The following is a 17,826-nucleotide window of genomic DNA, read 5'->3' as shown; positions in this document are numbered from 1 at the left end:
GCGGCTTAACCGGACACACTGCGGACACTGCGGACAATTTCTTCACAGAACATAAACATATACAAATCAACTACTTAGCAATGGCCAAGCACTGGCATGCTTCGTGCCTGTAAAGCAATATTCAATTTAACGATACCACCATGATCCGCGATACCTCCGCCCAAGATTCTGTCATCTCCGCGCCTAAACCCTGGCGCAATAAAAAATTCGCCATCTGGGGCGGGCTGGCTATAGCCGGCGTGATAGGCGCCGTGCTGCTACTGTCGGCCTGGCGCGGCAGCACCCAGTCTGTCAACCTGGCGCGGCTGAGTGTGGCGCCGGTCAGCCGCGGTACGCTGGTCAGGGATGCCGCAGTCAACGGCCGCATGGTCGCCGCCGTCAGCCCTACGCTGTACTCCACCGCCCCCAGCACCGTCACGCTGAAAGTCAAGGCAGGCGATACCGTGAAAAGGGGCGACATCGTTGCCGAACTGGAATCGCCCGACCTCAGTAATGAATTGAAACGCGAACAGGCCAGCTACGAACAGCTGGAAGCGGAAGTCGCGCGCCAACGCATCCTGGCGCGCAAGCAAAAACTGCTGGCCAGGCGCGACGCCGACCAGGCCGAGATCGACCGGATATCCGCAGAACGCACCTACCAGCGCATAGAAACTGCCGGCATCGTCGGCGTGGTGGCGAAGATCGATTTCCTGAAAGCGCAGGACGCGCTGAAATCTGCCGAAATACGCTCCAAGCATGCAGAATTGGCAACCGGCCTGGAAAACGAAGATGTGGACCTGCAGCTGAAAACCAAGATCAGCCAACTGGAACAGCAGCGGCTGACACGCGACAATGCCCAGCGCCGCGTGGATGAGCTGAAGCTGAAAGCACCGGTGGACGGCTTCGTCGGCACCTTGTCTGTCGCCAACCGCAGCGTGGTAGCGGCCAATACCGCATTGATGACACTGGTAGACCTGTCGCAACTGGAAGTGGAACTGGAAATCCCCGAATCCTATGTCGCCGATCTGGGCCTGGGCATGAACGTGGAGCTCGATATCAACGGCACCAAGGCCAGCGGCAAGCTGTCGGCGCTGTCTCCGGAAGTCGTCAAGAACATCGTGCTGGCCCGGGTGCGTTTCACCGGCGAGCAGCCTTCCGGCCTGCGCCAGAGCCAGCGCGTTTCCGCGCGTCTGCTGATAGAAGAAAGACCAAACGTGCTGATGCTGCCGCGCGGCCCCTTTGTTGAGAACGAAGGCGGACGCTTTGCCTATGTAGTGGACAACGGTGTGGCCCGCCGCCGCCCCATCCGCATCGGCGCCACCAGCGTTTCCGCCGTGGAGGTGCTGGAGGGCCTGAAGGAAGGCGAAAAAGTCGTCATCGCCGGCACCGACAATTTTGAAAATGCTGCAAGTATTTCCATCAACAACTAAGACAATTACTTTTTATAAAAAGGAAGGCCCGCCATGCTACGCATGAACAACCTCAGCAAAGTCTATCGCACCCACATGATAGAAACGCACGCACTGCGTGGTTTTGAAATCCATGTGAAGGAAGGCGAATTCGTCACCGTGACCGGCCCTTCCGGCTCGGGCAAGACAACTTTCCTGAATATTGCCGGCCTGCTGGAAGAGTTCACCGGCGGCGATTATCTGCTGGACGGCGTCAACGTCAAGGGCATGGACGACAATGCCCGCTCGCGCCTGCGCAATGAAAAGCTGGGCTTCATCTTTCAGGGCTTCAACCTGATTCCCGACCTGAGCCTGTATGACAACGTGGACGTGCCTCTGCGCTACCGCGGCTTCAATGCGGCGGAACGCAAGAAGCGTATTGAAGACGCGCTGAGCCAGGTGGGCCTGGCCTCGCGCATGAAGCACTACCCTGCCGAATTGTCCGGCGGCCAACAGCAGCGCGTGGCGATTGCGCGCGCACTCGCAGGTACCCCCAAACTGCTGCTGGCCGATGAACCGACTGGCAACCTGGATACCGCAATGGCACGCAGCGTCATGGAATTGCTGGAAGAGATCAATGCGCGCGGCACCACCATCCTGATGGTGACGCATGACCCCGAACTTGCCGTGCGCGCACAACGCAATGTGCACATCATCGATGGCCAGGTCAGCGACCTCGTGCGCAAGGCGCCGTCGCTGTTTGATGCCAACGCCAATGCCAATGCCGTACACGGCGCTGCTGCCGCGTCCTAAGGAGCAGCCATGTTCAATTACTATTTCCTGCTGGGCGTGCGCAGTCTGCGCCGCAACCCGGCGCTCACACTCCTGATGGTGCTGACGCTGGCCGTAGGCGTAGCCGCCAGCGTTTCCACGCTGACGATCCTGCAGGTGATGTCCGGCAACCCAATCCCGCACAAGAGCGACAAGCTGCTGGTGCCCAGCCTGGACAATGGCTCGCTGAAGGAATATACCCCAGGCGCAAAAACCGAAGATAACCAGATGACCTACAAGGACGCCATCAACCTGCTGGCATCCACACAGGCCAGCATAAGGCGTACCGCCGTCTACGGCACCGCCGGCGGCATAGAACCGGAAAGGCCCGACCTGCCGGTCGTCTCCGTCAGCGGACTGGCAGTCACCGGTGATTATTTTGCGATGTTTGAAGTCCCCTTCCTGTATGGCGCCCCCTGGACGGCCAAGGAAGACGCCAGCGGCCCCGGCATCATTGTGCTCAGCCGCACGCAAAGCGAAAAAATGTACGGCAAGACCAATCCGGTCGGCAAGCACCTGCGCCTGCAGGGGCATGATTTCCAGATCGTCGGCGTCATTGACACCTGGAATCCGGTGCCGCGCTACACGCATCTGATCAACGGCAATGGCGGCAGCTTCAACGGCGAGGACGATTTCTTCATGCCGTTCAGCTCTTCGGTCAGGCTGGAATTTCCCCAGTCCGGCAGCGTTACCTGCCGCGGCAGCAATGAAACCCCAGGCTATCAGGGTTTCCTGAATTCGGAATGTACCTGGGTGCAGTTCTGGTTTGAAACCAAATCCGCTGCCGACCGCCCAATGCTGCAAAACTACCTGAATTCCTATGCCAGCGAGCAGAGGAAGCTGGGCCGCTTCCCGCGCAATGCAGAAAACAAGCTGTATAACGTGATGGAATGGATGGAATACCTGAACATCGTTCGCAGTGACAGCAAACTGTCGGTGTGGCTGTCCTTCGGCTTCTTGCTGCTGTGCCTGGTCAATACCATAGGCCTGCTGCTGGCGAAATTTTCGGTGCGGGCGTCTGAAGTCGGCGTGCGCCGTGCACTGGGCGCCACACGGGCAGAAATTTTCAAGCAGTTCCTGATCGAGACTACCGTCGTCGGCCTGGCTGGGGGCTTGCTGGGTTTGCCGCTGAGTTTTGTCGGCACGCGCATCATTGCCGACCAGTCGGCCAGCCTGTCGGTCGTGCCGGGCATGGACTGGATGATGCTGGGCATCACCTTCCTGCTGTCCATCGCCGCCAGTGTGCTAGCCGGATTATTGCCGACGTGGCGCGCCTGCCAGGTGACCCCTGCACTGCAATTGAAATCGCAGTAAGCGAAAAGAACCGACAAAGGAAAACCCATGGAAATCCGCCCCATCCTCTCCGCGCTGATGCGCAATAAAACCGCGCCGCTGCTGGTTGCAATCCAGGTTGCCATCAGCCTGGCGATCCTGACCAACGCGCTGTACATCGTCAACATCCGACAAGCTGCATCGGCGCGCCCCAGCGGCATCGCCGACGAAAGCTCGCTGTTCCGGGTTGCTGTATTCCCCATCGTCCCGCTGAAATTCAATGAGCAGGTCGCCCAGCAGCAAAGAGCACACGACATACTGAAAGGCATCCCCGGCGTGGTCTCAGTAGCCGCGGCCAACCAGACGCCGATGAGCCGCTCCGGCAGCACCACCGGCGTGGCATCCGACAGGAAGCAGGCACGCGGCATCCCCGCCTCCAACTATACAACCTCGGATTCGCTGATCAATACGCTGGGACTGAAATTGGTGGAAGGACGCGACTTCAATCGCGGCGACGTGCTGGATACAGACCCTTCTACCGACAATTCCAACCCCAAGGTCGCCATCATCACAAAAGAACTGGCGAACACGCTTTACCCCGGTGCCGCCAATGTCGTGGGGAAACCGATGTATTTCGGCACCGGCGACGATGCCGATGAGCTGCGCGTCATCGGCGTAGTGGAACGCCTGCAGACGATAGGCGCGCAAACCGGCTCGCGCGGTGAATTGTCCGTCATGATCCCAAGGCTGGGCAGCGACTATGTCCAGTACGTCGTGCGCACCGAACCCGGCCAGCGCGACCGCGCCATCAAACAGGCGGAGGAAGCCATGCGCAAGATTGGGCCCGCCGCCGTCATCGTCAGGATCAAGACCATAGAAAGCGACCGCACTTCCCGCTACCGCAGCGACAAGGCGTTGGCCGGCCTGCTGCTCATCGTCAGCGCATTGCTGTTGCTGGTCACCGCCAGCGGCATCGTCGGCATGACGGCACTCTGGGTCGCGCAGAGGCGCAAGCAGATAGGAGTACGCCGCGCACTGGGCGCCCGCAAGATCGACATCCTGCGCTACTTCATCACGGAAAACGTCCTGATCACGACAGGCGGCATCGCCAGCGGCCTGCTGCTGTCGGTCGGGCTGAATCAGTTGCTGGTCAGCCAGCTGGAACTCAACAAGCTGCCAGCCAATTATATGATTGCAGGGGCGGGGATATTCTGGTTGTTGGGGATATTGGCGGTGTATGGGCCGGCGTTGCGGGCGGCTAGCATTTCGCCGGCTACTGCGACGAGGAGTGCTTGATAATCACCTTTAGCCTTCGAGCTTAGCTTTTTGCGATAGCTTACTGTGTTAGTTCTGTTGCATGTTGAAATTGCTGGCCGGGGGTAGCCCGGCAGCTACTCACTTTATTTTGCTTCGCCAAAATAAAGTAAGCAAACAAAAGGCGACCGCAGACTTGCCCTTCGGGTGATGGCGACAAGCGCCATCCCATTTTTCGCATCACAAAAAATGGGAAAGGAACGAAACTCGCTTCGCTCAAACAACGTTCCTTTCTGATCCATTTTCTGCGAAGCGCAAAAATGCTGTGTCCCAGCGGATTAACGTCAAAAACAGCAGCAACCAGATTCTCCATTTTTTGAAGAAAATAATCTTTTCATAGATAAACCAGTTTGCCACACCACCTGCTTTGTTTTGACCTTGCAGTTGCTTTGCAGTTGATTTTGACCTTCACCCGCTCGGGAGGCAGCATTTTGTGCGTTACAGAAAATGGATCAGAAACAGACGTTGTCTGAGCCGCAGGCGAGTTTCGTCTGTTTCCCATTTTTTGTAATGCACAAAATGTGATGACGCTTGCGTCATCACCCGTAGGGCAAGTCTGCGGTCGCCTTCTTTTTGCTTACTTTTTCTTGGCGAAACAAGAAAAAGTGAGTAGCTGCCGGGCTACCCCCGGCCAGCAATCCCAGCAAACACATCTAGCGATAGGAAGCAAGCAACAACTATAAAAAGCAAGTTTGATCCCATACTACCTAAATGTTATCCTAAGCCCATGCCCACCGTACTCATCATCGACGACAACCGCTCCGTAGCCATTGCACTGGAGGTTCTGTTGTCCCTGCAAGACATCTCCGCCGTCAGCGCCCAGTCGCCCGAAGAAGGTTTGTCCATTCTGGAAAAAACCCCGGTAGACCTGGTGATACAAGACATGAATTTCACCGCCGACACCACCTCCGGCGCGGAAGGCGTGGAGCTGTTCCAGAAGATACGCAAGCGCCATCCGGACCTGCCGGTCATCTTGCTGACCGCGTGGACGCATCTGGATGCGGCGGTGGACCTGATCAAGGCTGGGGCGGCGGATTACCTGGGCAAGCCGTGGAACGACCAGCGCCTGATCGCCACCGTGCAGAATCTGATCGAACTGGGGCAAGTCAACCGCGCTTTGCAGCAGCGGCTGCAGCGTGAGCGCAAGCAGAAGCGCGAGCTGGAGCAGAACTACGACCTGCGCAATATGGTCTGGCAGGATGCCGCAACCGAGCGGGTGCTGGACATGGCGTGCCAGGTAGCGCGCTCAGACGTGTCGGTGCTGATTACCGGGCCCAACGGCGCCGGCAAGGAGCGCATTGCCGAGATCATCCAGGCCAATTCCAGCGTCAGGGACGGTCCCTTCGTTGTGCTGAACTGCGGCGCCCTGCCCTCTGAGCTGATCGAGGCGGAACTGTTCGGCGCCGAAGCCGGCGCCTATACCGGCGCCAGCAAGGCACGCGATGGCAAGTTTGAGGCGGCGGACGGCGGCACCCTGTTCCTCGATGAAATCGGCAATCTGCCGCTGGCGGGGCAGATGAAGCTGCTGCGCGTGCTGGAAACCGGACGTTTCCAGCGCCTGGGCTCGAACCGCGAACGCCAGGTCAAGGTCAGGCTGATCAGCGCCACCAATGCCGATCTGCCGGCAATGATCAAGGCAGGCAGTTTCCGCGAAGACTTGCTGTACCGCCTGAACGTCATCCAGCTCAACCTGCCGCCGCTGGCTGCCAGACCCGACGATATCGTGCCGCTGGCCGAACATTTTCTCGGCGCAGGCAAAACCTTGCACGCGACGGCGCTGGCTGCCTTGCAGCACCATTCATGGCCCGGCAACGTGCGAGAATTGAAGAATGTGATGCAGCGCGCAGGCTTGCTGGCCAAGAGCAGCGAGATCAAGGCCAGCGACCTGGGATTGCCTGCGCCCCTTGCCAGCATGGCAGCAGCTGATGTGGAACTGGACCGCGACACCATAGAGCAGGCTCTGGCCAAGGCCGGCGGCGTCGTGGCCCAGGCCGCAGCAGAACTGGGCCTCAGCCGGCAGGCGCTGTACCGCCGCATGGACAGGCTGGGTATCAGCCGGGCCGGATGAGCACGCTTCCAGGATCCGGCTCATCTGCCAGGCGCGGCATTCCGCTGTCCCTGGCGGCCCGTTTTTCCCTGCTGGTGGCCGTATTGCTGGTGCTGGCAATAGGGCTGACACTGGGGCTGCTTCAGCTATTGCCGCATGAACCCCTGCTGGCCGTATCACTGGCGGCACTGGTAATGCTTCCCATCGGCATTGCCGCCGTGCGCAGCCAGCTGCGCCCCATGCTGGCGCTGTTCCGTGCCCTGGGCGGCACCGTCATCAGCTACCAGGACGGCGATTATTCCTTCGGCCTGCACTGGCGCCGGCGCGATGAACTGGGCGAACTGGTGGACTCGCATAATGCACTGGGCAATGTATTGCGCGACCAGCGCCTGAACCTGATGCAACGTGAACTGCTGCTGGACACCATGGTGCAGAATACGCCGGTGGCGATGCTGCTGATCTCCGACCACGGCCCCATCGTCTTCGCCAACCTGGCCGCGCGGCAGCTGCTGAACCAGGGGCGCAAGCTGGAAGGCCATACACTGGAATATGTCTTGCAACACGCGTCCGTCTCGCTGCGCGAGGCCATAGACAAAGGCGGTGACGGCCTGTTTACCGCCCACCCGGCAGACACGCAGGAAAACCAGGGCACCGGCGACGAGGAGGAAGAGGTATACCACCTGGCGCGCCGCAATTTCAGCCTGAACGGCCGCAGCCACGAACTGCTGCTGCTGCGCCACCTGACGGCGGAACTGCGCCGCCAGGAGGTGCAGACGTGGAAAAAAGTCATTCGCGTCATCAGCCATGAGCTGAACAATTCCCTCGCACCGGTGGCGTCATTGGCACACTCGGGCGCAGAACTGGTCAGGCGCGGACAGACCGAGCGCCTGCCGGAAATACTGCAAACGATAGAAGAGCGCACCCGTCACCTGGAAAGCTTCATCCACGGCTATGCCCGCTTCGCCAAGCTGCCGACGCCTAGGATGGAACATACAGACTGGCGCAGCTTTGTCGGCGGCCTGCAATCGCAGGTTGCCTTCACGGTGACAGGCCCCTTGCCTGAAGAAACACTGACGGTGGACATCGCACAGATGGAACAGGCGCTGCTGAATCTGTTAAAGAACGCCCATGAGTCCGGCTCCCCCGCCGAGCATATTTCGCTGGCTGTGCGGCGGGTGCAGCAGCTGCTGCGCATCGAAGTGATGGACAGGGGCAGCGGCATGAGCGACACGGTAATGTCCAACGCGCTGGTGCCCTTTTACTCCACCAAGCGCAGCGGCACCGGCCTGGGGCTGGCGCTGGCGCGCGAAATCGTGGAAGCGCACGGCGGCAGGATCAGCCTGGGCAACCGCGAAGGCGGCGGCCTGGTGGTGACGCTGATATTGCCGGTCAACAAATGACAGCCGGCAGCAGTTAGCGACCGCTTCTGCAGAATAAAAATTTGATCAAAAAATTCAATCAATGAATTCGATTAAAAAATCCGGCTAAAGAAGCCGGTTTCCCCAGCCCGCTTCGTCAAGGCACTTGCGCTCCTCGCCGCACATTGCCGGTATTTCGCTGCGCCCCATTCCCAGATCCCGCAGTTCCAGGTCGCTCATGGCCCGCAGTTGCCTTGCATCGTCGCGGTTCCTGCGTTGCGCCGGAGCGCATAGCGTGCCATACATACCTGCAAACAGATTGAATAACATGATCGCACTCCTTGTACCCGAGAGCCGTATGGTGACGCTTGATGTAAAATCAGGGAAGTTGAATTTTATGATCACTACTATCAGGAAAACTGATGAGAGAACTGAGCCTGGACCAGTTGCGCACGCTGGTGGCCATTACCGACCTGGGAACTTTTTCCGCTGCGGCAACCGCGCTGCACCTGGCGCAGCCGACGGTGAGCCTGCATATCAGCGAGCTGGAAGCCAGGGTTAATGCACAGCTGCTGGTGCGTGGCGGACGGCGCATACAGCCCACGGCAGCGGGCGCCACGTTGGTGGAGCGCGCGCGGCGGCTGTTGCGCGACGCCGACGACGCCGTCGATGCGGTTCGCCGCCATGTGGAAGGCCGCGCCGGGCGCGTGCGGCTGGGCACATCCACCGGAGTCGTCGTGCATTTGCTGCCGCAGGTGCTGGACACGATGCAGCAGGTCTATCCGGATATCGATGTCGAGGTCAGCATCCTCGGTTCCAGCGAGACGATGGCGCGGCTGCACCAGGGTAGCCTGGACATAGGCCTGGTGGCCACGCCGCAGCCGCCGTCGCGCGAACTGGTGCTGACGCATTGGCGCAGCGACCCGATGATGGCCTTTGTGCCGGCACGCTGGACAACGCCGAAACGCATCACGCCGCAATGGCTGGCGCAGAAGGCGCTCATCTTCAACGAGCCGACGACGCACATGTATGAACTGACGATGGAATGGTTTGCGGCAGCCGGCTATTCGCCGCGTGCGCGCATAGAGCTGAACTATACTGAAGCGATGAAAAGCCTGGTGGCGGCCGGCTATGGCGCCGCGGTGCTGCCTCTGGAACATCCTAGCCAGGTAAAGATGCATCAAGGCGTAGAGGTAGTGCCGCTGAAACCGGCATTGATACGCCATATCGGCATTGCGCACCGCCCGCTATCGGTCATCGACGGTGCAACGCGCAATCTGCTGCAGACGCTTGCCGCGCTGAAGCAGCAATCACCATAACGCCCACGCAAACGGCCGGAGCGCCGCGAGTTTATCTGAGCCGCGGGAAGCTGCAGGTAAAGATGGTGCCTTTATCCTCATCGGATTCGACCGCAATCGACCCACCATGCCCGAGCATGATCTGGCGCGCTATATACAGGCCCAGGCCCAGGCTGGTGTCCTCCCGGTTGTCTTGCGAGGTTTCGTCGGTGGGAATGCGCACCAGCGGATCGAATACCGTCGGCAGGTCCGCAACCGCGATGACCGGGCCGAAATTTTGCACCCTGAGTGTCACCGACGCCGCGTCACCGCGTACGCTGACCTTGATCGGGGAGTCGATGGCGCCGTGCTGTACTGCATTGTTCAGCAGGTTGGACAGCACCTGCTGCACGCGGTCTGCGTCGTAATTACCGTCCAGGTCGCCGGAGGTGCTGAGCAGCAGCTGCTTGTCTGGGTGGGCAGAGCCTATTTCGTCTATGCTCAACTGGCACAGGTCGCCCAGGTTGCAACGGGCAGGACTCAGCGGGATGCTCTTGCCCAGCCGCGTGCTGGAATACTCCAGCAGATCCCGGATCATGCGCGCCATGGTGGCGGCGCTGCGGTTGATGGTGGAGGCAATCTGCGATTGCTTTCCATCCGGCATGGGCACGGCAATCTTCAGGTAGGAGCCGGCCATGGTAATGGCTGATAGTGGGCTGCGCAGGTCATGGCCCAGGATGGCCAGGAAGGTATTGCGCGAGCGCGATACTTCTTCCGAGTGTTTAATGATGGACTGCTCCATCGCCTCGTCCACGGCCTCATTGAACTGCAGCACTTCATCCAGCGACCAGTTGTCGGCATCACTCAATTGCGCCATCCACATCCTGACGACAGTGGAACGCATGGAGCGGTATTCGGCAGCAAGCTGCTGCATGTCGAAACCTATCATCTGGCGCAAGGCGCCATGGGCTGCCGCGGGCGTTTCGTAGTCGGTACTACCGTTCAGGGCCCGGCCCTCGCTCAGCTTTTGGGCGGCGACCTGGCGGCGGTCTATATCATTGGCGATCGCCGTCAGGATCTGTCCTGCGTGGTCGCGCAAGGTCAGAGAACTCATCCTGCGTGCTTCAGGCATCAGGGTGCGGGCAAATGCTTCCCATTCGACAAGTATCGGTTCCATGCTGCTGATGATGAACTTGGCCAGTCTCATAAAATCCCTGCAGTCCCATGATGGTGAGTGCCCTGCTTTCAGCACGGCCACTAATATATCATGCTGGAACGCTGTTAGATGTTGCAGCTTGGGGCAAAAATAAGCCCTGCTTCAAGCTGCAACTACCGTTACTGGTGCTATTGCTTTAGATAATGGTCAAGCCAGTCCGTCACCGTATGGTGCCACAGGATGGAATTGGCCGGCTTCAGCACCCAGTGGTTTTCATCCGGGAAAACCAGCAGCTTGCTGTCCACGCCCTGCCGCTGCAACGCGGTGAACGCACCCAGGCCCTGCGTCGTGGGGATGCGGAAATCGAGTTCGCCCTGCACGATCAGCATTGGCGTCTTCCAGCGGCTGACGAAATTGGCGGGATTGAACTTTTCATGCTTTTCCGGCACCTTGTAGTAAGGGCCGCCATTTTCCCATTCGGTAAACCAGATTTCTTCCGAGGCATAGTACATGCCGCGGGTGTCGAACACACCGTCATGGTTGACGATGCATTTGAAGCCATCCGGCCAGTTGCCCTGTATCCAGTTCATCATGTAGCCGCCATATGACGCGCCCAGCGCACAGCTGCGTTCACGGTCCAGCCACGGGAATTTTTTGGCCGCCGCTTCCAGGCCTTTTTTCAGGTCTTCCAAAGGCTTGCCGCCCCAGTCGCCGCTGATGGAGTCGGTAAATGCCTGGCCGTAGCCGGTGGAGCCGTGGAAATCAATGAATACCGACGCATAGCCGGCGCCTGCATAGGTCTGCGGATTCCAGCGGTAGCCCCATTCATTACCGAAGCTGCCCTGTGGACCGCCATGCACGAGGAAGGCAACCGGGTATTTAGCTCCCGGCTTCGCATTCCATGGCTTCATCACATAGCCGTATACCGTGTCGCCGTTGGCACCCGCAAATGAGAACTGTTCATATTCGCCAAAATGCACACCGGCCAGCGCGGCCTCGTTCAGGTGCGTCAACTGATTTTGTTGGCCTGGCTGGCCTGGCTTGGCGGACGCGGGGTCCAGCCGGAACAGCTGCGCGCCCGAACTCAGGCTGGAATGGGACACCACCAGCGTCTTGCCTTGCATGTCATAGCCGTTTATCCAGCCGTTGCCGCTCAGCGGCGTTACCTTGCCGTCCGCAACGGCAATGGAAAACAACTTGTGCTGGCCCATGTCATCGGCACTGGCGAGCAACGATTTGCCGTCCGGCGCCCAGATGAAGTCGGCGACGGACCTGTCCCAGCCATCTGCCAATGTGCGTTTCTTGCCGCTGGCGACATCCATCAGCACCACGTGGAAACGGTCTGCCTCGAAGCCGGCGCGCGTCATTGCAAGGTAGGCCAGCGTGCGGCCGTCCGGCGCATAGATCGCGCGGGTATCCCAGGCAGGATTGTCTGCGGTCAGGTTGCGCGGCGCTTCGCCGCCTGCGGCGGGCACCTGGTACACATCAAAATTGGTGGACCAGGATTCTGCCTTGCCGGCCACGCGGGCCGAGAACACGATGGTGTTGCCGTCCGGGCTGAAATGGTATTCGTCATGGTCGCCATAGGGTTTGGACGGCACATCGCCGTCCAGCGTACCGGACAGGCTGACCGGCGCCGTGCTGACGATGCCGCTGGCATCCAGCCGGGCGGAATACAGCACGGAACGGCGGCCATCGGCCCAGGTGTCCCAGTGGCGCACAAACATCTGGTCGTAGATGCGGCCGGTGGCCTTGTTTTTTGCCCGTTCATCCAGGCGGCCCTTGGTGCAAGCCAGGTCCGCGCAATCGCGGAACACCGCCAGGCTCAGCGCCAGCCTGTCGCCCTTCGGGGACAGGCGGAAATTGTCGACATCCAGTGGCAGGTCGGTAACGCGTGATGCTTCGCCACCGCCCAGCGGCAGACGCCATACCTGGGAACTGCCGGAGCGGCCGGACAGGAAATAGATCGCGTCGCCGGCCGGCGACCACTCCGGATCGCTGTCATTCGCCTCGCTCTGCGTCAACCGCTGTGGCAGGGCCTTGCCCGCTTTGTCGCGCAGGTCCAGCATCCAGATTTCGGTATGTCCGCGGTTTTTGTCCAGCTCAGCGGCGCGTACGGTATACACCATGCGGCTGCCATCCGGCGACAGTACCGGACTGCCGACACGTTCCATGCCCACCATATCTTCTACTGTAAAGCCCCGTGCAGTGGCAGCAGCAACAACAGGGGCCGCCGCAGTAGCAGGGCCAGCCGCAGCACCGGCCGCCAGCGCCTGGCTCGTGACCAGTGCCGCACCCAGCGTCAACAGACGTAAATTCATTCCTTTTTCCTCAAAAAAAATGCTGACCAGCGTCAGCCACCCGGCATGATATCAGTTCCTGGCGCAGCGGCTTACACGCCACCCTGGCGCGGCCCGGAGCGGGCCGGCAGCCGGCACTCCCCAAACTCTCTTTGCCAAACTGCGGGGCGCAGTAGTAATATTAGAACAATGCCTGCCCGGAATACCTGCATTGGCAGTGCTCCTGCAAACCCGGCGCCTGCCGCACATACAATATTTATAAAAATTAAAATGAACAATTTGCTCGAAAGCTTGCGCGATGCGCTCGATCTTGTGGAATACGGCGTGGTGCTGCTGGACGACGACCTGAATGCCCGCTTCATCAACCGCGCCTTCAGGGCCATGTGGGCGTTGCCGGAAACGGTGCCCGGCGAGCGCGAACACTATACGTTTGCCAGCCTGATGCAGCACGGCTCGCGCACCGGCGCCTACCCTGTGGATGAACAGCATTTGGAAAGCGATATTGCCGATCGCACGATCCAGATCCAGGCCGGCCAGGACGGCCCCCGGCTATTGACGCTGGCAGACCACAGGGTGCTGAAGTTTGAATGCGTTCCGCTGCCGCGCGGCGGCAGGATGCTGACCTATTCAGACCAGACCGCACTGATACACGCAGTAGAAAAGCTGGAAGAAATCGTCCACATCGACGACCTGACCAAGCTCTACAACCGCCGCTTCCTGACGACCTGCGGCGAAAACGAGGTTGCGCGCTCCAAGCGCTATTCGCATCCGCTATCGGTGGTGACATTGAACCTGGACCAGTTCCGGCAGGTAACCGCCGAATATGGCCACGATGCCGCCGACATGGTGCTGTGCGCGGTGGCGCAATGCTGCCGCGAAGCCACCCGCTCCACCGACATCATCGGGCGCCTGGGCGGTGAGGAATTTGCGCTAATCCTGCCGGCAACGACACTGCCGGCGGCAATGGTGGTGGCGGAAAAAGTGCGCCGGAAAGTTGCCGCCGTGCTGGTGCATGTCGGCCCGCTGGCCGCCACCGTTACCGGTAGCTTGGGCGTGGTGACCGTGACCGAGCACAAGCGCAGCTTTGAAGACTTGCTACGCAGCGCCAACGCAGCATTGTCGGCGGACGCAGGCGGCAGCAACCGCGTGGTTGCCGCACCTCAATAAACGCCCCGCCGGCATGGCTATTATTTAAAGTTTATCGTTTTTTGGCCGATATCCTGCTTATGCGCTCCGCATATTGCAGGATATTGAATCATGGCCGACATTCACATCTCCCTCCCCCCCATCGTCAGTACGACCGTCGGCGCACTGGGTGGCGGCACGAACGAGATTGCGACCATCATGAAGCGCATGACGGAAATACAGAAAAAGATACAGGAACTGGCCCACAGCCCCGGCACGCCGGAACAGAAAAAAGAGCAGATGAAAGCCCTGCAGGCCGAATGGCAGGTGCTGACCGAAAGGCTGGCCCAGTTGCAGGATGAACAAAACAAGAAATCGGGCAAAAACAGCGGCGAAGGCTCCGTCGTCACGAGTGCGCTGGCAACTCCGGCCACTGCAAAAAGCCCATTGAAGTTAACTATCACTTCTGACAAGACTTCTGCATCCGATCAGCAAGCGCCCTCTGCCGACAAGCTCGCGCCTGCCGGAGAAGCCGGCTCAGTGGTCAATACCTACGCCTGAATGTAGCCTTGCTCCACACGGTGCTTTGGCACTCTCCCATCCACGCTGATCAGCCGCCCGCCTTGGCGCCGCCCGCATTGAGCTTGGGCAGATTGAAGTTGACCGGATTGCCGTTGACTTTGAATTTACCCGCGCTGTAATCCAGGCTGCTGCGCAACACGCCATTATCAACACGGATCATTTTCTGCGCGCGCAGGTTTTCAACCATCTGCGTCACCATCAGGTTGGCCGACTGGTTTACGGCATCTTCCGTCACTGTCTGGCCTGGCTCCAGTTTTTGCTGCAAGCTGCGGCGTGAAAAGAAACGGGCAACATCTTCCGCAAAGCCCATAGGCATTTCCATATCAAAATGCAACGCCAGCTTGTCCTTCCACTTGTCAAAAGACAGCAGATCGCTTTGTTTGGCCTGGTTCAGCCATACCTTGCCGCGCACCACGGCCTTCAAGTCATGGTAGACAACGGATATCTCGTCAATGTCCAGCGAGGTGGTCGGGGTCAGCATTTTAATGCCGTTCTTTTTCAGCAGGGCCAATATGGCGGCGTTCTGTTTTTCCTCCGGTTCCGTGGATGTAACCTGCCTGTCAATACCTTTTTTCGTCGCGGACAGAGCCTGCTCGTTCAGGTTGTTCATTTTGAACACAAAGCGCAGCGCCCCCAGCTCGGTGCCTCCGAATTTGGCAGACTGGCTGGAAACAGCATACGAGATGTCAACCATCTTTCCGTGCTGGGATATTTCAGAAGTCCACTCTATGCCGCGGATCGAAGTGATATTTTCTGCTGAGGCATCCGTCACATCAATCGACTCGATCAGGAAGTTTGCCTTGCCGAGCCAGAGATCGTGATTACCCAAATGCTGCGTTGCCTGCCCGCTTAGCCTGTCCATAGCCAGGATCCAGCCGTCCTGATGCTCTAACTTCATCCAGGGCATGCCAAAGTTGACTTCCGCTTGCCGGAAAGTATTGTCGAAGGTGGCAAGCCCGGTCTCCGGCGCCAACCTGATTTTTGCGCCCAGCACCGGGTCACTGTAATCCAGGGAGTCCAGCGCAAGGCTCACATCGACCTTGCCGTCCGCGCGGCGGGTTGCCTGCAGTTTCCAGGGCTTTTCCTTGCCAAATATTTTCAGCAGCTGCTGCCGCGTGGAAGGGGAAAAATCGAAGCGGTTGTAGCTGTCGATTCTTGCGGCAGGGCTTAATTTCTGGGCCTGCAAGACTTTCAGTTCCGCACTTACAGCTATGAACGCCCGTACCAGTTCAGATGACGACAAGTCTTTGGCAAGCGGGGTTTTGACCGCGCTGTCTGCGGCAACTGGATTAGCGGGCGCAACGGCCTGATCATCAGCAAAAACAGGGGAGACACACAGTATTGACGCCGCAATCGCAGCTGAAAGGAGATTTTTTTTCACAAGGAGACCCAGGAAAACAATGGTTGCAAAGTTTGAAAACATTACATGGAATCAAGATTGTATTGTGGAAAATATTAAAATTGCAACGACCCAAAGTGTACTGTTGTATCTGTTGAACAGTCGTAAGCGGCACCCGCTTTGCTCTTCCCTCTATGGGCAAAGTGCGTTCTGGCGTACCATGATGCCTGCCGCCAAGTGGCGGCGCCTCCACCGGAAGGTACATGGATACTGATGAGCTTGAATATGTAGGATTTGGCCCGCGCTTCTGGGCTTTTATTGTAGATTCCGTGCTGATTACCGTGCTGTTGCTGGTGCTGCTGCTAGTCGTGTACGACTTCAAGGACCTGTCCAGCGGTGTCATGCTGACAGGCTGGACCAGCATATTCCTCAATTACGTACTGCCCGCACTGATCGTCCTGGCATTCTGGATCTTGAAAAGCGCAACGCCGGGCAAGATGGCGATAGGGGCAAAGATCGTGGATGCCGATACCGGGCTGCCGCCAAGCATGAGACAGCACATCATCCGCTATGTCGGGTATTTTGTGTCGATGATTCCGTTCTTCCTCGGTTTCTTGTGGATCGTATTCGACAACCGAAAACAGGGATGGCATGACAAGATGGCCGGCACCGTGGTGGTCAGGCCGAAAAACCATGGCAATGCGCCGGTGAAGTTCCAAGGCACAACGTCGTCCCAAGAGTAAAGGCAGGACCGTGACAGAAAACGACCTGCAGCAATACCTGTACGAGCATATTCCCCTGTCCCGCGCAATGCAGGTCGAAGTCCTGCACTCCAGCCACGACAGCGTCGTGCTGGCCGCCCCGCTGGAACCGAACATCAACCATCAGGAAACTGTCTTCGGCGGCAGCGCTTCCGCAGTAGCCATCCTGGCGGCATGGTCGCTGGTGCAGGTGCGGCTGAAACAGGCCGGTATCAAGAATGATCTGGTCATTCAGCGCAATACGATGGAATATGCGTCGCCCATCAGTGGGGCGTTTACCGCCCGCTCGCGCATTGCCGATGACGACTGGCAGGCTTTCATGCGCATGCTGGCCCGCAAGGGAATCGGCAGGATCAGCGTTGCGTCGGTACTGGAGTTCAATGGCCGGGAAGCCGGCAGCCTGCAAGGCGAATTCGTGGCCTTTACAGAGCAAGGCTGAAAGCAGCCAGGCAGGGTGTTGTTGGCGCACTGAAATATTTCCCCATATCTGTGACGCGCAACGCAATGTGTCGGATAATCGGGTAGAGGCAGGATGCAGATCCTGCCCTGCCATCCGCCATCACTGCCTTCGGTCCTAACGCCAGCCAATATCCATGTCCAAGTTCCCTTTTTTCAAACCGCATATCTCACTACGCTATGAGCAGTTGAATTCCGTCATGCTGTTTGAAACGCTGACGCGGCGCGAGTTCAGCACCATCGACGCGATGCTGCATGAAAGGGATTACGTCAAGGATGAGCTGATCTTCGACGTCGGCGAAGACAGCCAGGCAATTTATATTGTGCTGTCCGGCGCTGCATCGGTTGCGCGTCGTGCCAATGGCGTGGAAGAGGAAATCATCCGGCTGGGCCCCGGGGATTTCTTCGGCGAGCTGGCATTGCTGGACAATGCGCCGCGTTCCGCGGTGGCACGCGCAGCGGAAGATTGCCGGCTGGTGGTGATGTTCCGCGCCGATCTGGCAGCACTGGCCGACACCCATGTGGCATTGTCCTCCAAAATCCTGCTGCAGATGGCACGCCATCTGGCGCATATCGTACGGCAGACGGCGATGCGCACTGGCGCTACGCTGCATGTGTGAGAGTCTAGTGTGAGAGTCTGG

General features: G+C 58.9%; 17 protein-coding genes. 12 read left to right on the top strand and 5 right to left on the bottom strand.

Annotated elements, in window-relative coordinates:
* The first annotated feature begins 140 nt into the window (after nucleotides 1–140).
* From ACO0LO_RS15545 to ACO0LO_RS15530, 4 genes are read left to right on the top strand one after another with little or no spacing between them, the layout of a single operon-like run.
* Complete coding sequence (locus ACO0LO_RS15545) at nucleotides 141–1,409, top strand: efflux RND transporter periplasmic adaptor subunit (RefSeq protein ID WP_422965141.1); 1,269 nt, start codon at nucleotides 141–143, stop codon at nucleotides 1,407–1,409.
* Between the two features lie 33 nt (nucleotides 1,410–1,442).
* A complete protein-coding gene (locus ACO0LO_RS15540; protein ID WP_422965140.1) occupies nucleotides 1,443–2,180 on the top strand; it encodes an ABC transporter ATP-binding protein in 738 nt (245 codons plus the stop codon).
* Between the two features lie 9 nt (nucleotides 2,181–2,189).
* Nucleotides 2,190–3,512, top strand: a complete 1,323-nt coding sequence (locus ACO0LO_RS15535) for an ABC transporter permease (protein WP_422965139.1) — start codon at nucleotides 2,190–2,192, stop codon at nucleotides 3,510–3,512.
* Between the two features lie 27 nt (nucleotides 3,513–3,539).
* Nucleotides 3,540–4,766: an ABC transporter permease gene (locus ACO0LO_RS15530; RefSeq protein ID WP_422965138.1), complete on the top strand. Its 1,227-nt coding sequence runs from the start codon at nucleotides 3,540–3,542 to the stop codon at nucleotides 4,764–4,766.
* Between the two features lie 40 nt (nucleotides 4,767–4,806).
* On the opposite strand, the gene ACO0LO_RS15525 is transcribed toward ACO0LO_RS15530, so the two are convergent.
* Complete coding sequence (locus tag ACO0LO_RS15525; protein ID WP_422965137.1) at nucleotides 4,807–5,097, bottom strand: hypothetical protein; 291 nt, start codon at nucleotides 5,095–5,097, stop codon at nucleotides 4,807–4,809.
* A 414-nt stretch (nucleotides 5,098–5,511) separates the two neighbouring features.
* Between ACO0LO_RS15525 and ACO0LO_RS15520 the strand changes: the two genes are divergently transcribed.
* Complete coding sequence (locus ACO0LO_RS15520) at nucleotides 5,512–6,852, top strand: sigma-54-dependent transcriptional regulator (RefSeq protein ID WP_422965136.1); 1,341 nt, start codon at nucleotides 5,512–5,514, stop codon at nucleotides 6,850–6,852.
* On the top strand, nucleotides 6,849–8,231 hold the full coding sequence (locus tag ACO0LO_RS15515) for a sensor histidine kinase (RefSeq protein WP_422965135.1): 1,383 nt from the start codon (nucleotides 6,849–6,851) through the stop codon (nucleotides 8,229–8,231). The genes ACO0LO_RS15520 and ACO0LO_RS15515 overlap by 4 nt, the downstream gene beginning before the upstream one ends.
* Nucleotides 8,232–8,315: 84 nt before the next feature.
* Here ACO0LO_RS15515 and ACO0LO_RS15510 read toward each other — a convergent pair whose 3' ends face one another.
* Complete coding sequence (locus tag ACO0LO_RS15510; protein ID WP_422965134.1) at nucleotides 8,316–8,519, bottom strand: DUF1127 domain-containing protein; 204 nt, start codon at nucleotides 8,517–8,519, stop codon at nucleotides 8,316–8,318.
* A gap of 92 nt (nucleotides 8,520–8,611) precedes the next feature.
* Here ACO0LO_RS15510 and ACO0LO_RS15505 point away from each other — a divergent pair, with 92 nt between their 5' ends.
* Entirely contained in the window at nucleotides 8,612–9,508 is an 897-nt protein-coding gene (locus tag ACO0LO_RS15505) for a LysR family transcriptional regulator (protein WP_422965133.1), read from the top strand.
* 31 nt (nucleotides 9,509–9,539) lie between these two features.
* Here the strand turns inward: ACO0LO_RS15505 and ACO0LO_RS15500 are convergent, their stop codons facing one another.
* Both ACO0LO_RS15500 and ACO0LO_RS15495 read right to left on the bottom strand, forming a co-directional pair.
* Entirely contained in the window at nucleotides 9,540–10,673 is a 1,134-nt protein-coding gene (locus ACO0LO_RS15500) for a sensor histidine kinase (protein WP_422965132.1), read from the bottom strand.
* A gap of 137 nt (nucleotides 10,674–10,810) precedes the next feature.
* Nucleotides 10,811–12,943 carry a prolyl oligopeptidase family serine peptidase gene (locus ACO0LO_RS15495; protein ID WP_422965131.1) on the bottom strand — a complete coding sequence of 711 codons (2,133 nt, stop codon included), beginning with the start codon at nucleotides 12,941–12,943 and terminating at the stop codon, nucleotides 10,811–10,813.
* Between the two features lie 249 nt (nucleotides 12,944–13,192).
* Here ACO0LO_RS15495 and ACO0LO_RS15490 point away from each other — a divergent pair, with 249 nt between their 5' ends.
* Both ACO0LO_RS15490 and ACO0LO_RS15485 read left to right on the top strand, forming a co-directional pair.
* A complete protein-coding gene (locus ACO0LO_RS15490; RefSeq protein ID WP_422965130.1) occupies nucleotides 13,193–14,089 on the top strand; it encodes a GGDEF domain-containing protein in 897 nt (298 codons plus the stop codon).
* A 90-nt stretch (nucleotides 14,090–14,179) separates the two neighbouring features.
* Nucleotides 14,180–14,608 carry a FlxA-like family protein gene (locus tag ACO0LO_RS15485; protein WP_422965129.1) on the top strand — a complete coding sequence of 143 codons (429 nt, stop codon included), beginning with the start codon at nucleotides 14,180–14,182 and terminating at the stop codon, nucleotides 14,606–14,608.
* Between the two features lie 49 nt (nucleotides 14,609–14,657).
* Here the strand turns inward: ACO0LO_RS15485 and ACO0LO_RS15480 are convergent, their stop codons facing one another.
* Nucleotides 14,658–15,815 (bottom strand): DUF945 family protein, encoded by a 1,158-nt coding sequence (locus tag ACO0LO_RS15480; protein ID WP_422965128.1) that lies wholly within the window; start codon nucleotides 15,813–15,815, stop codon nucleotides 14,658–14,660.
* Nucleotides 15,816–16,231: 416 nt separating this feature from the next.
* Between ACO0LO_RS15480 and ACO0LO_RS15475 the strand changes: the two genes are divergently transcribed.
* The 3 genes from ACO0LO_RS15475 (at nucleotide 16,232) to ACO0LO_RS15465 (ending at nucleotide 17,805) form a co-directional block, all read left to right on the top strand.
* Nucleotides 16,232–16,711, top strand: coding sequence for an RDD family protein (locus tag ACO0LO_RS15475; RefSeq protein WP_422965127.1), 480 nt, complete (start codon nucleotides 16,232–16,234; stop codon nucleotides 16,709–16,711).
* Between the two features lie 10 nt (nucleotides 16,712–16,721).
* Entirely contained in the window at nucleotides 16,722–17,168 is a 447-nt protein-coding gene (locus tag ACO0LO_RS15470; protein ID WP_422965126.1) for a YiiD C-terminal domain-containing protein, read from the top strand.
* 154 nt (nucleotides 17,169–17,322) lie between these two features.
* The gene (locus ACO0LO_RS15465; RefSeq protein WP_422965125.1) at nucleotides 17,323–17,805 is read left to right on the top strand and encodes a cyclic nucleotide-binding domain-containing protein; all 483 of its coding nucleotides are present in this window, start codon (nucleotides 17,323–17,325) and stop codon (nucleotides 17,803–17,805) included.
* The last annotated feature ends 21 nt before the right edge of the window (nucleotides 17,806–17,826 follow it).

Source organism: Undibacterium sp. TJN25 (genome assembly GCF_049339885.1).
GTDB lineage: Bacteria > Pseudomonadota > Gammaproteobacteria > Burkholderiales > Burkholderiaceae_D > Undibacterium.
The sequence above is the reverse complement of the archived record's forward strand: the minus strand, read 5'-3'. Positions and strand labels throughout refer to the sequence as shown.

Excerpts from the sequence above, each read along its gene's own strand:
- ACO0LO_RS15475 (WP_422965127.1), top strand. The coding sequence starts at position 16,232 with ATGGATACTGATGAGCTTGAATATGTAGGATTTGGCCCGCGCTTCTGG.
- ACO0LO_RS15535 (WP_422965139.1), top strand. The coding sequence starts at position 2,190 with ATGTTCAATTACTATTTCCTGCTGGGCGTGCGCAGTCTGCGCCGCAAC.
- ACO0LO_RS15540 (WP_422965140.1), top strand. The coding sequence starts at position 1,443 with ATGCTACGCATGAACAACCTCAGCAAAGTCTATCGCACCCACATGATA.
- ACO0LO_RS15525 (WP_422965137.1), bottom strand. The coding sequence starts at position 5,097 with ATGGAGAATCTGGTTGCTGCTGTTTTTGACGTTAATCCGCTGGGACAC.
- ACO0LO_RS15515 (WP_422965135.1), top strand. The coding sequence starts at position 6,849 with ATGAGCACGCTTCCAGGATCCGGCTCATCTGCCAGGCGCGGCATTCCG.
- ACO0LO_RS15490 (WP_422965130.1), top strand. The coding sequence starts at position 13,193 with ATGAACAATTTGCTCGAAAGCTTGCGCGATGCGCTCGATCTTGTGGAA.
- ACO0LO_RS15500 (WP_422965132.1), bottom strand. The coding sequence starts at position 10,673 with ATGAGACTGGCCAAGTTCATCATCAGCAGCATGGAACCGATACTTGTC.
- ACO0LO_RS15510 (WP_422965134.1), bottom strand. The coding sequence starts at position 8,519 with ATGTTATTCAATCTGTTTGCAGGTATGTATGGCACGCTATGCGCTCCG.
- ACO0LO_RS15465 (WP_422965125.1), top strand. The coding sequence starts at position 17,323 with ATGTCCAAGTTCCCTTTTTTCAAACCGCATATCTCACTACGCTATGAG.
- ACO0LO_RS15530 (WP_422965138.1), top strand. The coding sequence starts at position 3,540 with ATGGAAATCCGCCCCATCCTCTCCGCGCTGATGCGCAATAAAACCGCG.
- ACO0LO_RS15495 (WP_422965131.1), bottom strand. The coding sequence starts at position 12,943 with ATGAATTTACGTCTGTTGACGCTGGGTGCGGCACTGGTCACGAGCCAG.
- ACO0LO_RS15485 (WP_422965129.1), top strand. The coding sequence starts at position 14,180 with ATGGCCGACATTCACATCTCCCTCCCCCCCATCGTCAGTACGACCGTC.
- ACO0LO_RS15505 (WP_422965133.1), top strand. The coding sequence starts at position 8,612 with ATGAGAGAACTGAGCCTGGACCAGTTGCGCACGCTGGTGGCCATTACC.
- ACO0LO_RS15545 (WP_422965141.1), top strand. The coding sequence starts at position 141 with ATGATCCGCGATACCTCCGCCCAAGATTCTGTCATCTCCGCGCCTAAA.
- ACO0LO_RS15520 (WP_422965136.1), top strand. The coding sequence starts at position 5,512 with ATGCCCACCGTACTCATCATCGACGACAACCGCTCCGTAGCCATTGCA.